Source organism: Actinomadura rubrisoli, assembly GCF_004349215.1.
GTDB lineage: Bacteria > Actinomycetota > Actinomycetes > Streptosporangiales > Streptosporangiaceae > Spirillospora > Spirillospora rubrisoli.
Genome location: NZ_SMKU01000252.1, coordinates 1 through 13,980 on the forward strand (window position 1 = coordinate 1; position 13,980 = coordinate 13,980).

At 74.3% G+C, this 13,980-nt stretch carries 12 protein-coding genes and 1 pseudogene; 3 read left to right on the forward strand and 10 right to left on the reverse strand.

Going from position 1 to position 13,980, the window contains the following annotated elements:
- Nucleotides 1-886 (reverse strand): LysR family transcriptional regulator (locus E1298_RS33600; RefSeq protein ID WP_131900508.1); only part of this gene is annotated, 886 nt, incomplete at its 3' end.
- 72 nt (nt 887-958) lie between these two features.
- On the opposite strand from E1298_RS33600, the gene E1298_RS33605 reads away from it, so the two are divergent.
- Nucleotides 959-1,882, forward strand: a complete 924-nt coding sequence (locus E1298_RS33605) for an EamA family transporter (RefSeq protein ID WP_131900510.1) — start codon at nt 959-961, stop codon at nt 1,880-1,882.
- A gap of 4 nt (nt 1,883-1,886) precedes the next feature.
- On the forward strand, nt 1,887-2,759 hold the full coding sequence (locus tag E1298_RS33610; protein WP_131900512.1) for a dihydrodipicolinate synthase family protein: 873 nt from the start codon (nt 1,887-1,889) through the stop codon (nt 2,757-2,759).
- A gap of 16 nt (nt 2,760-2,775) precedes the next feature.
- Here the strand turns inward: E1298_RS33610 and hemL are convergent, their stop codons facing one another.
- Nucleotides 2,776-4,080 (reverse strand): glutamate-1-semialdehyde 2,1-aminomutase, encoded by a 1,305-nt coding sequence (gene hemL, locus E1298_RS33615; protein ID WP_131900514.1) that lies wholly within the window; start codon nt 4,078-4,080, stop codon nt 2,776-2,778.
- A 145-nt stretch (nt 4,081-4,225) separates the two neighbouring features.
- On the opposite strand from hemL, the gene E1298_RS33620 reads away from it, so the two are divergent.
- The gene (locus E1298_RS33620; RefSeq protein WP_131900516.1) at nt 4,226-5,926 is read left to right on the forward strand and encodes a serine/threonine-protein kinase; all 1,701 of its coding nucleotides are present in this window, start codon (nt 4,226-4,228) and stop codon (nt 5,924-5,926) included.
- Nucleotides 5,927-5,998: 72 nt separating this feature from the next.
- Here the strand turns inward: E1298_RS33620 and E1298_RS33625 are convergent, their stop codons facing one another.
- The 8 genes and pseudogenes from E1298_RS33625 to E1298_RS48670 form a co-directional block, all read right to left on the reverse strand.
- Nucleotides 5,999-6,646, reverse strand: a complete 648-nt coding sequence (locus E1298_RS33625) for a bifunctional DNA primase/polymerase (protein ID WP_131900518.1) — start codon at nt 6,644-6,646, stop codon at nt 5,999-6,001.
- Nucleotides 6,647-6,884: 238 nt separating this feature from the next.
- A complete protein-coding gene (hemB, locus tag E1298_RS33630; protein ID WP_131900520.1) occupies nt 6,885-7,871 on the reverse strand; it encodes a porphobilinogen synthase in 987 nt (328 codons plus the stop codon).
- Between the two features lie 48 nt (nt 7,872-7,919).
- Nucleotides 7,920-9,449, reverse strand: a complete 1,530-nt coding sequence (locus E1298_RS33635) for a bifunctional uroporphyrinogen-III C-methyltransferase/uroporphyrinogen-III synthase (protein WP_279499352.1) — start codon at nt 9,447-9,449, stop codon at nt 7,920-7,922.
- A gap of 133 nt (nt 9,450-9,582) precedes the next feature.
- Entirely contained in the window at nt 9,583-10,515 is a 933-nt protein-coding gene (gene hemC, locus E1298_RS33640; RefSeq protein ID WP_131900522.1) for a hydroxymethylbilane synthase, read from the reverse strand.
- Between the two features lie 361 nt (nt 10,516-10,876).
- A pseudogene (locus tag E1298_RS33645) lies at nt 10,877-12,169 on the reverse strand (glutamyl-tRNA reductase); the annotation flags it as partial.
- A 19-nt stretch (nt 12,170-12,188) separates the two neighbouring features.
- Nucleotides 12,189-12,932 carry a redox-sensing transcriptional repressor Rex gene (locus tag E1298_RS33650; RefSeq protein WP_131900524.1) on the reverse strand — a complete coding sequence of 248 codons (744 nt, stop codon included), beginning with the start codon at nt 12,930-12,932 and terminating at the stop codon, nt 12,189-12,191.
- Nucleotides 12,933-13,209: 277 nt separating this feature from the next.
- Complete coding sequence (locus tag E1298_RS33655; RefSeq protein WP_131900526.1) at nt 13,210-13,467, reverse strand: glutaredoxin family protein; 258 nt, start codon at nt 13,465-13,467, stop codon at nt 13,210-13,212.
- Between the two features lie 2 nt (nt 13,468-13,469).
- The coding region (locus tag E1298_RS48670; protein ID WP_341770667.1) for a putative quinol monooxygenase at nt 13,470-13,980 on the reverse strand (511 nt) is incomplete at its 5' end.

Consider the following 13,980-nt stretch of genomic DNA (forward strand, 5'->3'; position numbering starts at 1 on the left):
CGGCGGCGCGCAGGGCCGTGACGGCGGCGCGGATGGCGGGGCGGCGGGCGGCCTCCTCGCGCCAGAGGGCGTAGACGCGGCGGTGCAGCGGCTCGGCCAGCGGGACGATCGCCACGTCCGGGGGCACGTCGCAGCGGCCGAGGCGCGGCAGGATGGCGTTGCCGAGGTCGGCGCCGACCAGCGCCAGCTGCGACGCGAACTCGTAGGCCATGTGGTCGATGCGGGGCTCGCTGTCGATGGCGCGCAGCGTCCGCAGGAGCCAGTCGCAGCAGATGCTGTCGGGCGAGGAGCTGATCCACGGGTCGCCGGCCAGCTCCTTCAGCTCGACAGTCGCGCGGGCGGCGAGGGGATGGCGCGACGACAGCGCCACGTCGGCGACGTCGTCGCAGATGACGCCCTTGTGCAGGCCCTCGGGCAGCGGCAGCGGCTCGTTGTTCCAGTCCTGGACGACGGCCATGTCGAGGTCGCCGCGCGAGACCAGCGGCATGCTCTGCATCGGGTCCTCCTCGCGGAGCAGGACCCGCAGGTCGGGATGGTCGGTGCGCAGCCGCAGCAGCGCGGCGGGCATGAGCCCGCGTATGGCGGTGGGGAACGCCGAGATCGACAGCTGCCCGACGACGGAGCCTCGGTGGGCCTCCAGGTCGGCCTGCGCCTGCTCGACGAGCGAGAGGATCCGCTCGGCGTGCGCGACGAGCAGCTCGGCGGCGTCGGTGAGGCGGACGCCGCGCCCGTTGCGTTCGAGGAGCTTCTGGCCTGTCTCCCTTTCCAGCTTGGCGAGCTGCTGCGAGACGGCGGAGGTGGTCACGTGGAGCACGTCGGCGGCGGCGCTGACCGAACCATAGGTCGCGACGGAGTGCAGGGCGCGCAGCCGTTCCAGATCGAGCATGAAGCAATGCTAAAACGATGTGTCAAGTAGTTCTAGCTTGTCCTAAAACAAACTGGTGGCGACGATCACAGGATGAGACCGCGCCACGTTCTGCTGGCCACCCTGATCGCCGCGATCTGGGGATTCAACTTCGTGCCCATCAAGGTGGCGCTGGACGACTTCTCCCCGCTGCTGCTCGCCGCCGTGCGCTTCACGGCGGCGGCGCTGCCCGCCGTGTTCTTCGTCCGCCGCCCGCCCGTCCCGGTGCGCTGGCTGTGGCTGATCGGCGTCCCGCTCGGGGTGGGGCAGTTCGCGCTGCTGTTCATCGGTATCCGGATGGGGATGCCCGCAGGGCTGGCGTCGGTGGTGCTCCAGATCCAGGCGATCTTCACGGCGCTGTTCGCCGGGGTGCTGCTGCGCGAGCGGCTGACCGGGCGGCAGATCGCCGGCATGGTCATCGCGTTCGCGGGCGTCGCCCTCCTCGCCGCCGCCCAGGCGGAGGGCGGCGGCACCGTGACCGGGTTCCTGGTCTGCCTGGCGGGCGCCGCGAGCTGGGGCCTGGCCAACATCGGCATGCGCCGGATGAACCAGGAGGCGGGAGAGCCCGTCGACGCGTTCGGGTTCATGGTGTGGATGTCGCTGATCCCGCCCGTCCCGCTGTTCGCGCTGTCGCTGGTCTTCGAGGGCCCCGGGGCGGTCCCGGACGCGGTGGACCGGCTGTCGTTCGCCGGCGTCGCCTCGGTGGCGTACATCGCCTACCTCTCCACGCTCGTCGGCTTCGGCGTGTGGGGCTGGCTGATGCGCCGGTACGAGGCGAGCACGGTCGCGATGTACTCGCTGCTCGTCCCGCCGTTCGGGCTGGCCTCGGCCGCCCTGCTGCTCGACGAGCCCGTCGACGGGACGCGGCTGCTCGGCGCGGCCCTGATCATCTCCGGCGTCGCCGCGGGCAGCATTCGGCGGCGGCCCCGCGTCCCCATCGAGATCCCTCCCGCTCCAGAGCCCGTCCAGACGAGGTGAGACCATGCGCGGAATCCACGCGTCCCTGGTGACGCCGTTCACCCGCTCCGGGGAGGTGGACGCCAAGTCGCTCGAACGGCTCGCCGCCCGCTGCCTGGACGGCGGCGCGGCCGGGCTGGTCGCGCTCGGCACCACCGGCGAGGCGGCCCTGCTGAGCCCGGCCGAGCAGCGGACGGTGCTGGAGGTGTGCCGCGCCGTCTCGATCGAGCACGGGACGCCGCTGACCGTCGGCGCCGGGACGATGGGCACCGAGGACTCGATCCGGCAGGCCCGCGAGCGAGCGCCGCTGGCCGACGCGCTGCTCGTCGTCGTCCCGTACTACCTGCGCCCCTCGGACGAGGGGGTCGTCGACCACTTCGCGGCGATCGGCGCCGCCGTGGACGTGCCGCTCGTCCCGTACAACGTCCCGTACCGGACGGGGAAGCACCTGTCCGCCGCCGCCCTGGTCCGGCTGCTGTCCCTCGACTGCGTCGTCGGCGTCAAGCACTGCGCGGGCGCCATCGACCAGGACACGCTGGCGCTGATGGCGGCCGGGACCGGCAAGGCGGTCCTGTGCGGGGACGACGCCTACGTCTACCCGATGCTCCAGCTCGGCGCGTGCGGGGGCATCGCCGCGTCCGCCTGCCTGGCGCCGGAGGGCTACGCCGCGATGGCCGAGGCCGTCCGCACCGGCAACGCGGCGCGGGGGCTCGCCTTCCACAACGCCCTGTTCCCGCTGGCCGAGGCGCTCTTCGCCGAGCCGTCGCCCGCCGTCCTCAAGGCGTGCCTGGCCGAGGCGGGCGTGATCGACGAGCCGTCGGTGCGCGCTCCGCTCCACGCTCCCGGCCGGGAGTCCGTCGGCAGGGCGCTGAAGGCGTTCCGCGCCCTGCCCGACTGATCGGCCAGGTGATCGCTCAGGACGGCTGGGCGATGGCCCGGGCGGCGGCGCGGGCGGCGTGCGGAAGGGCGTCCAGGATGCGGTTCAGCGCCGCCTCGTCGTGGGCGGCGGACAGGAACCACACCTCGTACGCCGACGGCGGCAGGTAGACGCCGTGGTCGAGCGCGGCGTGGAAGAACGCGGCGTAGGCGGCGGAGTTCTGGCGCTGCGCGGCCGCGAAGTCGCCCACGGCCTCGTCCGTGAAGAAGACCGAGAAGAGGCTGCCCGCGTTCTGGAGCCGGTGCGGGACACCCTCCTTCGCCAGCGCCTCGGACGCGGCCTTGGACACGATCTCCGCCGACCGGTCGATCGCCGCGTACACCTCGTCGGTGGCGCCGCGCAGGGTGGCGAGGCCGGCGGCGGTGGCGAGCGGGTTCCCCGACAGGGTGCCCGCCTGGTAGACGGGCCCGGCGGGGGCGAGGCGGTCCATGATGTCGGCGCGTCCGCCGAACGCGGCGGCGGGCAGCCCGCCGCCCATCACCTTGCCGTAGGTCACCAGGTCGCCCGCCACGCCCTCGATCCCGTACCAGCCGGACCTGGACGCCCGGAAGCCGGTGAGGACCTCGTCGAGGACGAGCAGGGCGCCGCTGCGCTCGCAGAGCCGCTTCAGCAGCGCGTTGAAGCCGGGCAGCGGCGGCACCACGCCCATGTTGCACGGCACCGCCTCGCTGATCACGCAGGCGATCTCGTGGCCGTGCTCGTGGAACGCCAGCTCCACCGCGGCGACGTCGTTGTAGGGCAGGACGAGCGTGTCGGCGGTGGTGGCCCCGGTGACGCCGGGGGTGTCGGGCAGGCCGAAGGTGGCGACGCCGGAGCCCGCCGCGGCGAGCAGCGAGTCGACGTGCCCGTGGTAGCAGCCGGCGAACTTCACGATCGTCGAGCGTCCGGTGAACCCGCGGGCCAGCCGGATCGCCGACATCGTCGCCTCGGTCCCGGAGTTGACCAGCCGGACCTTCTCGGCCGGGGTCCGGGCCACGATCTCCTCGGCGAGCTCCACCTCGCCGGGCGTCGGCGCCCCGTAGGACGTGCCGCGGCCCGCCGCCTCCCGCACCGCCTCCACGACGGCCGGGTGGGCGTGCCCGAGGATCATGGGCCCCCAGGAGCACACCAGGTCGACGTACTCGTTGCCGTCGACGTCGGTGAGATGGGGGCCGCGCGCCGAGGCCATGAAGCGGGGCGTGCCGCCGACGGCGCCGAAGGCGCGGACCGGCGAGTTCACCCCTCCGGGGACGACCCGGCCGGCACGGTCGAACAACTGCTGGGAGCGATCGGTTCCAGTCACGGTCCCAGTCTCTCAGTTGCAGTTCGGCGACTGCCCTTGACCTGGCCGGGTACGGGCCGATATTCCACCAAGTACGACATTGGCGTCCCGGTCGGAAACTCCACGGGCGTCCCTGACTCTCACCGGCGTCGGCCGTATCGGAGGGATGGCTTTCAACGTGGTTGACGGCTGGACGGTCCCGGGCTTCACCCACGAGCGGGAGCTCAGCGGCGGCGCCACGGGCCGGGTGGTGCTGGCGGTGGACGACATGACCAGCACGAAGGTCGCGATCAAGTACCTCGACGGCAGGCTCGGCGCCGACGAGGCGTTCCTGGCGCGCTTCCGGGCGGCCGCGCGGAACCTGTCCCAGCTTGAGGATCCCAACGTGGTCGACTTCTACGACTTCGTGGAGACCCCGGACGGCGCGGCGATCGTGATGGAGCGCGTCGACGGCGTCGGCCTGCGGCGGGTGCTGGCCGCGCAGGGCCCCACCGGCCCCCTGGCGGCCCTGTCCATGCTGGGCGGGGTCCTGCTCGGGCTCGCGGCGGCGCACGCGCAGGACGTCGTGCACGGCGCGGTGCGTCCGGCGAACGTCCTGGTGGACCGGGACGGCAACGCGCGGCTGGCCGACTTCGCGACGGTGCCCGCGGGCACCGAGGCGCAGTCCGGGCCCGCGTACGCGGCGCCGGAGCTGTGGGACGGCGCGCCCGCGAGCGTCGCCGGCGACCTGTACGCCGCGACCGCGGTCTTCTTCGAGTGCCTGACCGGGCGGCCGCCGTTCGCCGGCCGGAACATGGCGAAGCAGCACCGCGAGGCGCCGATCCCGGCCGAGGAGGTGCCGGGCCCGCTGCGCGGCCTCATCGCGCGGGGGCTGGCCAAGGACCCGGAGGAGCGCCCGAAGTCGGCGGCCGACTTCCTCGCCGCGGTCGAGGACGCGGCGGTCTCGGCGTACGGGCCGTCCTGGGAGGCGCAGGGCCGGGGGCGGCTCACCGAGCTCGCCGGGCAGGCCGCGGCGCAGCCGGAGCCGCCAAGGCCGGCGCGGCCGGCGCGCAGCAGCGGCCGCAACCCGGTCGTGGCGGCGGTGCCGTCCGCCCGCGGGTCGCGCGGGCGCTGGATCGCGGTCGGGGCGGCCGCTCTGGTCGCGGCGGGCGCGGTGACGGGCGGGGTCCTGCTGATGTCGAAGGACGACGCGGAAGGGCCGCCCGATCCGAACCCGGCGCTGAGCACCGCGCCGCCGCAGGCGGCACCGCAGGGCGGCGTGGACCCGGCGGCGCTGATCACGCACATCGACCAGGCCACCGGACGGGCCCCGGGCGCGGCGTTCACCTTCCGCCGGACGGGCTGCTGCGGCGCCCCGGCCAGCGGGCGCGGCACGTTCGGGCTGACGCCGAGCGGCCCGGCGTCGTACTCGATGACGATCTCCGGGGCGGGCGCCACGCGGAAGGCGGCGCGGACCGTCCTCGTCCAGGACACCGTCTACACGCCGGCGGGCAAGCGGTGGCGGCGCGCGCCGACGACCGGCCGGGGGTATCCGGCGCTGGCGGAGCAGGTGCGGCTCGGCAGCTCGGTGGCCAACCTGACGACGCTGCTCCGGTCGGCGACGACGCTCCGCAAGTCGGGGGCGGTCTACCAGGGGGAGGCGCCGGTCGACCGGCTGTCGCAGGCGGACGGGGTGGGCCCGATGTACGCGGAGATGGCGCGGACCACCGGCGCACGTCAGATCAACTTCGCGATCAGGCTGGATCGCGGCAACAGGCCCGTCAAGCTCTGGCTCCGCGCGCAGGGCCCCTCCAAGGGCCGCGCTCAGGTGCTCCAGGCGTCGTACTCGGGCTGGGGCCGCAAACCCCCCATCAAGGCTCCTCGCTGAGCCCTGGGCGCGCCGAGGGACGGCTGAGGCGGCGCGGCAGGCCGCGGAGCCCGCTCACGGCCCGGGCGGAGCTCAGGCGGTCCCGTCGCAGCTGTCGGCGAGGACCTCCAGGAGGCGCAGCGGGTCGGGGAGCGGGCCGCCCGCCGGCGCCCTCAGCCAGGTGACGTCCCGGCCGTGCGGCAGGACGGACGGCGGGGCGACGACGTAGCTCTCGCGGCAGTGCCACCGCATGCCGGGCGTCTCGGTGACGGTCTCGGGCGAGCAGTCCAGGTGGCAGGACCACCACTCGTCCTCGTCGGCGGGGGCGCCGCGGGTGGCGACGAAGAACAGGTGCCGGTCGCCGCCGACGTTCGCGACGGGGCCGGCGGGGAGGTCGTCGCGCTCGATGCGGGCCAGGGCGTGGGCGCCCGCGGCGGCGGGGATGTCGAACACGTCGAAGACGCGGCCGGTCGGCAGGATGATGTTGGCCCGGGGGCGCTCGGCCCACCAGCGTCTGATGGCGTCCGCGTCAACGGTCGCCTCCAGCGCCCAGGCCGCCGATACGGGGTGCGCCGCCGGGTCGGGACAGCCGATCCGATCGCACGAGCACGCTCTGTCACCACCGGCCGGGGGATGCGCTCCGGGAAAGCAGGGCCAGCCCAGCGCGGCGTAGTCCAGCGCCGCCGCGGCCATCCGGTCGCGCGCCGCCCGTTGTCGTCTGCTCCCCGAGACCGCCAGCATGTCCGCCCCCCTGTATCCCAAGGTCGACCGTGGGTTCTTGATAGTCGATGATGCCCGTGCCCCGGAACGCGGGACACGGCAACCCCCAAGAAACGACCCTAAGTGACTAGACACCCATGATCACCGGCAATGCCTCACAACGCCGGAGCGTGACCGGCTCCGGCCGGGAGAAGGAAGAAGCCCCGGCGCACGCGGCGCCGGGGCAGGGGGGCTGGGCCGGATGGGCGGTGAACCCGGGTCAGCGGGCCAGACGGCGGGCGACCTCGGTGGCCCAGTAGGTCAGGACGATGTCGGCGCCCGCGCGGCGGATCGACAGCAGCGACTCCATGATGGTGCGCTCCCGGTCGACCCAGCCCCGCTCGGCTGCGGCCTCGATCATCGCGTACTCGCCGCTGACCTGGTAGGCGACCACGGGCACGTCCACGGCGTCACGGACGCGGCGAACGATGTCGAGGTAGGCCCCGGCGGGCTTGACCATGACCATGTCGGCGCCCTCGTCGAGGTCGAGGAAGACCTCGCGCAGCGCCTCCTCGGTGTTGGCCGGGTCCTGCTGGTGGGTGGAGCGGTCGCCGAACTGCGGCGCGCACTCGGCGGCCTCGCGAAACGGGCCGTAGTAGGCCGAGGCGTACTTGACGGAGTAGGCCATGATCGCGACGTCGGGGTAGCCGGCGCCGTCGAGGGCCTCGCGGATCGCGCCGACCTGGCCGTCCATCATCCCGCTCGGGCCGAGGACGGCCGAGCCCGCCGCGGCCTGTGCGACGGCGATCGAGGCGTAGCGCTCCAGCGTGGCGTCGTTGTCGATCTCGCCGGCGCCGGTGAGGACACCGCAGTGCCCGTGATCGGTGTACTCGTCCAGGCACAGGTCGGTCATGACCACGGCCGCGTCGCCGAGGTCGGAGCGCAGGTCGCGCACCGCGAGCTGGACGATGCCGGCCGGGTCGTCGGCGGCGGAGCCGTCGCCGTCCTTGACCGCGGGGATCCCGAACAGGATGATCCCGCCGACGCCCGCCTCCGCGGCCTCGTGCGCGGCCTTGCGGAGGCTGTCGCGGGTGTGCTGGAACACCCCGGGCATGGACGAGATGGGCTGCGGCTCGCCGATGCCCTCCTTGACGAACATCGGCAGCACCAGGTCGGCCGGAGCGAGCCGGGTCTCGGCGACCATCCGGCGCAGGGCCGGGGTGCGCCGCAGCCGCCGCGGCCGCGCGGCCGGGAACTGAGCAGACATGATCCTTCTTTCCCGGGCTCGCGGGTCACGCGGTCCCGGCGGGTGGTGTCACTTGCGGCGGCGGGCGCCCCGGCGCATCTGGCTGGGCTTGCGCAGCGGGTCCCCCGCCTCGATCTGAGCCGCCCTCCGCTTCGCACCGTACTCGGCGAGAGCCTCCGCCAGGGCCGATACGGACGGTTTGTCCGCCATCACGTCGACGCGCAACCCGTACTCCTCGGCCGTCTTGGCCGTCTGCGGGCCGATGACGGCGATGACGGTGACGTTGTGCGGCTTGCCGGCGATCCCGATGAGGTTCTTCACCGTCGAGGACGAGGTGAACAGCACCGCGTCGAACCCGCCCCCCTTGATCGCCTCACGGATCGGCGCGGGCGGCGGCGCGGCCCGGACGGTGCGGTAGGCGGTGACGTCCTCGCACTCCCAGCCGAGCTCGGTCAGCCGGGCGATGAGGGTGTCGGTGGCGATGTCGGCGCGCGGCAGCAGCACCCGGTTGATCGGGTCGAGGTCCTCGTCGTAGGGCGGCCACACCTCGGCCAGGCCCTCGCTGGACTGCTGGCCGGACGGCGTCAGGTCGGGCTGGATGCCGAACTCCACCAGCGCGGCGGCTGTCTGCTCGCCGACGGCGGCGACCTTGAGCCCGGCGAACGCGCGGGCGTCGAGGCCGTAGTCGACGAACTTCTCCCGGACGGCCTTGACGGCGTTGGTGGAGGTGAAGACCACCCACTCGTACCGTCCGGTGACGAGGCCCTTGACGGCGCGGTCCATCTGCTGGGGGGTGCGCGGCGGCTCGACGGAGATCGTCGGGACCTCGTCCGGGACGGCGCCGTACCCGCGCAGCTGGTCGGACAGGGACGCGGCCTGCTCCTTGGTGCGCGGCACCAGCACGCGCCAGCCGAACAGCGCCTTGGTCTCGAACCACGACAGCCGGTCGCGCCAGCCCACCACGTCCCCGACGATGATCAGGGCGGGCGCCTCCATGCCCTTGGTGTCGGCGGCCAGCCGGTGCAGGGTCGACACGACGGTCTCCTGCTCGGTGGTGGTGCCGAGGCTGGTCATCGCGGCGGGGGTCGAGTCGGGGCGGCCAGCGGCGACCAGCCCCTTGGCGGTCTCGGCGACCGCGCCCTCGGCACCGATGATCACCAGCGTGGCGTCGGCGTCCGCGAACCGCTCCCAGTCGACGCCGCCGCCGGAGGCGTCGACGACGCGGACCTCGCGGTGCTTGGGGTCGGTCAGCGGGATGCCCGCGTACCCGGGCACGCCCGTGACGGCGGACACGCCGGGCACGACCTCGAACGGGACGCCGGCCTTGGCCAGCGCGCCGCCCTCGGCGGCCAGGCCGCAGGCCAGCCCCGGGTCGCCCTGGAGCAGCCGGACGACCCGCCGTCCCGCCTTGGCGGCCCGCGCGGCGAGCTTGACCGGGTCGCCCTCGGCGGCGTCGAGGATCTCGGCGCCCGGACGGCAGTGGGACAGCACCTCGTCGGGGCAGCGGTCGCGGCTGACGACGACCGTGTCGGCGCGTTCCAGCTCGGCGGCGGCGCGCAGGGTCAGCAGGCCGGGGTCGCCCGGGCCCATGCCGACGATGGCGACGGTGCCGGGGTCCGCGGTCCGGCGGGCGGGCGGGCGCTCGGCGGCCCCGCGCCCGGCGGGGCCCCGGCTCGTCGGGCTCTGGGTCGCCGGGCTTTGGCTCGCGGGGTTCTGGCCCGCGGGGCTGTGGCTAGCGGGGCTCAATGTCGCGCTCCCCCATCAACTGGTCGGCCCCCTGGGCGAGCAGCCGGTTCGCGAGTTCGCGCCCGAGCTCCTCGGCCCGTTCCGGGTGGCCGCTGGCGGACAGCCTGACCTGCCGGGTCCCGTCGTACGCCGCGACGGTCGCCGTCAGATGAAGCTTTTCTTCTACTTCGGCAGCGTATGTTCCCACGGGCGCCGAGCACCCCGCCTCCAGCACGGCCAGCACCGTCCGCTCGGCGGTGACGGCGGCCCTGGTGGCGGGGTCGTCGACCGTTCCAAGCAGGGCGCGGAGCTCGGCCCGGTCGGAGCGGCATTCGAGCGCGAGCGAGCCCTGCCCGGGCGCGGGCAGCATCTGGTCGGGCTCGAAGACCTCGGCGACCGCCTCCAGCCGCCCGATCCGCTTCAGCCCGGCGAACGCCAGCACCACCGCGTCCAGCTCGCCATCGGTGACCTTGCGGAGCCGGGTGTCGGCGTTGCCGCGGATCGGGACGACGTCCAGGTCGGGACGGAGCGCGCGCAGCTGCGCGACCCGCCGCGGCGAGCCGGTGCCGACGCGCGCGCCGCGCGGCAGGTCGGCCAGCTTGGCGGGCCCGCACAGGGCGTCGCGGGGGTCGTCGCGGGGCGGGGTCGCGGCGAGGGCGATCCCGTCGGCGGGCGCGGTCGGCAGGTCCTTCAGCGAGTGCACCGCGAAGTCCACCTCGCCGGACAGCAGCTTGTCGCGGAGCCCGTTGACGAAGACCCCCGTCCCCCCGATCTGGGCCAGCAGCGCCTTGGATACATCACCCTCGGTCGTTACCCCGACCAGCTCGACCGCATGCCCGGTACGCTGCGACAATGCGTCGGCCACCAGCCGCGACTGGGTCATCGCCATCAGGCTCTTGCGGGTGCCGAGCCGAAGCGGGCCCCTGCCTGCAGTACTCATTGCCTCGCTCCGCTCGGCTGTCGGCGGGCCACGTCCGGGCCGGCGCCGTTCACGTCTGTTCCCCTTCGCCCCCGGCCCGCGGGTCGCGTGTGCTCACCGCACGGACGCTCGCCGCCTGCGCGTTGACCTCGCCCGCGCGCACGCCGTCCGCCCTCCGGGTGCCCGCGTGCGAGGCGTCCGGAGGGCCGGTGCTCACGCAGTCGGCGTCGGCGCACTCCACCCGCGCGACGTGCGCGACCTCCGCCGTCCGCGCCGCCTCCGCGACGCTGGGCCCCTCCACCGTAGGGGCGGCCGCGGCCGAACGCGCGGCGCCGCTCCACGGCCCGGGCTCGGACGGCGGCTCGTGCCCGCGCAGGTCGGCGCGGGCGACGGCCTCGGGGGCCTTCGGGTCCAGGTCGAACAGCTCGCGCAGCGCGTCGGCGTAGGAGTCGCCCCCCGGCGCGGCCGCGAGCTCCTTGACCCGGACGGTCGGCGCGTGGAGCAGCTTGTCGACCACCCGCCGGACGGTCTGGTCGATCTCCTTGCGGGCCCGCTCGTCCAGGTCGGGCAGCCGCCCGGCGAGCCGCGCCAGCTCGGCCTGCACGACGTCGGCGGCCTTGCTGCGCAGCGCCACCACGGTGGGCGCGACGGCCGCGGCGCGGGCGGCGCTGAGGAACGCGGCGACCTCGTCGCCCACGATCCGGCGGACGGCCTCGACGGCCTCCGGGCCGACGGCCTTGGCGGCCTCCTGGGCGGTGCGCAGGTCGTCCAGCCCGGCGAGCTCCACGCCCGGAAGGTCGCGGACGGCGCGCTCGATGTCGTGCGGGAGGGCCAGGTCGAGCAGGAACCGGCGGCGGCCGTCGGCGCCGGCGCCCCGCGCGGCGAGGCGCTCGGCGGTGAGGACGAGGCCCGTGGCGCCGGTGCACGACACGATCAGGTCGGCGGCCGCGATCTCGGTGTCCAGCGCGGACAGCTCGATCGCGCGGGCGGGCACGTCCAGGGACCCGGCCAGCCGGACGGCGTGCTCGTGCGTGCGGTTCGCGATCACGACCTCGCGGGCGCCGGCGCGGCTCAGCGTGGCGGCGGCGAGCGAGCTCATCGAACCGGCGCCGACCACCAGGGCGCGGACCCCGCCGAGCGGCCCGAGGTGCCCGGCGGCGACCTCCAGGCCCACGCTGACCAGCGACGCGCCGACCTTGTCGATGCCGGTCTCGTGGTGGGCCCGCTTGCCCACCCGCAGCGCCCGCTGCAGGACGTCGTGCAGGTCGCGGCCGAGCGTGCCCTGCTCCTGCGCGAACCGGAACGCCTGCCGGAGCTGGCCGAGGATCTGCCCCTCGCCGACGACCATGGACTCCAGCCCGCACGCCACCGCGAACGCGTGCTGGATGGCACGCTCCTCGTAGTGGACGTACAGGTGCCGGGACAGGTCGTCCAGCGGGACGCCGGAGTGCAGCGCCAGCAGCTCGGAGATCGCCGAGACGCCGCCGTGGAACTTGTCGACCACGGCGTAGATCTCGACCCGGTTGCACGTCGAGACGACGGCGGCCTCGGCGACGTTCGGGGAGTCGTGCACGGCGTGCAGCAGCTTGCGCAGGTCGTCGCCGCCGACCGCCGCGCGTTCGAGGACCGCCACGGGGGCGCTGCGGTGACTCAGCCCCACCACCAGAACGCTCATGCCCTACGCTCCGCTCGCCTCATGCCTCTACAACCGCCTCTACATACTGCGTGGCCCCGGGAGGCGCACCGTCGTCGGCCACCGGGTCATAGTCACCCGGTCCCCCGGCCTTGCGCTGCTCATGGAAGGCGAGGATCTGAAGTTCGATGGACAAGTCGACCTTACGCACGTCGACGCCCTCGGGCACGGAGAGTACGACGGGAGCGAAGTTCAGCACGCTCGTCACCCCCGCGGCCACGACGCGGTCGCACACCACCTGAGCGGCGCCCGCGGGCGTCGCGATCACGGCGATGGACACGCCGTGATCTGCGATCATGTCCTCCAGCCGGTCGATGTGCTCCACGGTCATGCCGGAGATCTCCTCGCCGACGATGGACTCGTCCGCGTCGAGCAGGCCCGCCACGCGGAAGCCGCGGGACGCGAAGCCCCCGTAGCCCGCCAGTGCGCGTCCCAGGTTACCGACACCGATGATCGCGACCACCCAGTCCTGGGTGAGGCCGAGCTCGCGGGAGATCTGGTAGACGAGGTACTCGACCTCGTACCCGACGCCGCGCGTCCCGTACGAGCCCAGGTGGGACAGGTCTTTGCGGAGCTTGGCCGAGTTGACCCCGGCCGCGGTGGCCAGTTCTTCGGAGGAGACTGTCGCCACGCCGCCGTCCTGGAGGGTGGTGAGCGCGCGCAGGTACACCGGCAGCCGCGCGACGGTGGCTTCGGGGATGCCGCGTTCCGCGCGGTCGCGCTGGCGGTTCTGTCGAGATGTCACGGCCTGCTTCTTCGGGGCTCGACGCTGGGGACGGGGCCCGGGAACCCCTCGCCCCGGCGCGCCCGGCCGGGACTTCGCGACCGCGGCCTGGCCGTCCCAGGGCTACCACCAGGCTAAGCCTTTGTGAATACGCGCACAAAGTGGCCCCCCGGTTACCGAGGTCGTGCCTGGCCAAGGCGGCCGCGTGGGAAGCCCGTCCAGCAGGGGGTTCACGCACGATCGGGGAGGCGGCCCGGGGGACGCGGTGTGACCGACGAGACACCGGATCCGTCCCGGATCATGGCAGTTCGCCGGCCTTCTCCACGGCGGCGCGCAGGCGGGCCTCGTCCACCCGCCAGAAGTCGTGCTGGACGCCGTTGACCAGCGTGACCGGGATCTGCTCCCAGTAGAGCCGGGTGTCCTCCTCGGAGCGGGTGATGTCGCGCTCCTCCCAGGCGGCGCCGAGCTCGCCCGCCACGCGCTCGATCACCGCGCGGGCGTCGTCGCACAGATGGCAGCCGGGCTTGCCCAGCAGCGTGATCACGACGTCGGCCACCGTTACCTCCCGGGGTACTCCGGCGCCGGCAGCGGGATCTTGGACGAGCCGAGCCGCAGCTCGATCACGTTGGTGGCCAGCACGTGGGTGCGGGACTCGGCGAGGAACCGCCGCAGGTGCGGCTGCTGCCGGTGCAACGCGAAGGCCCCCTCGTCCCGGAACAGCTGGTAGAAGATCCGCTGCGTAGGCGCGCCCACCACCTCGTGCGAGGCGAAGACCACCGTGTCGGGCTCGGTCATGCGGGCGGCCTGCACGAGGTCGGCGGCCAGCCGGTCGAAGGCGGCCTCGCGGCCGTCCAGCAGCGTGTAGACGGTGATCTGGCCGCACGCGCCCGGCAGGTCGCCGCCGGGCAGACCGCCCGGGCTCCCGCCGAGCGCGCCGACTGGCAGGCCCTGCTCCGGGACGGCGCTCCGCACGCCGTCGACGGCGGTCGGGCCGGCCGGGTCGGGGAAGCGGAGGTCGTCGGCCGGCGGGGACGGCTCGGGGAAGCGCAGCTCGCCCCGCTTGGGCGGG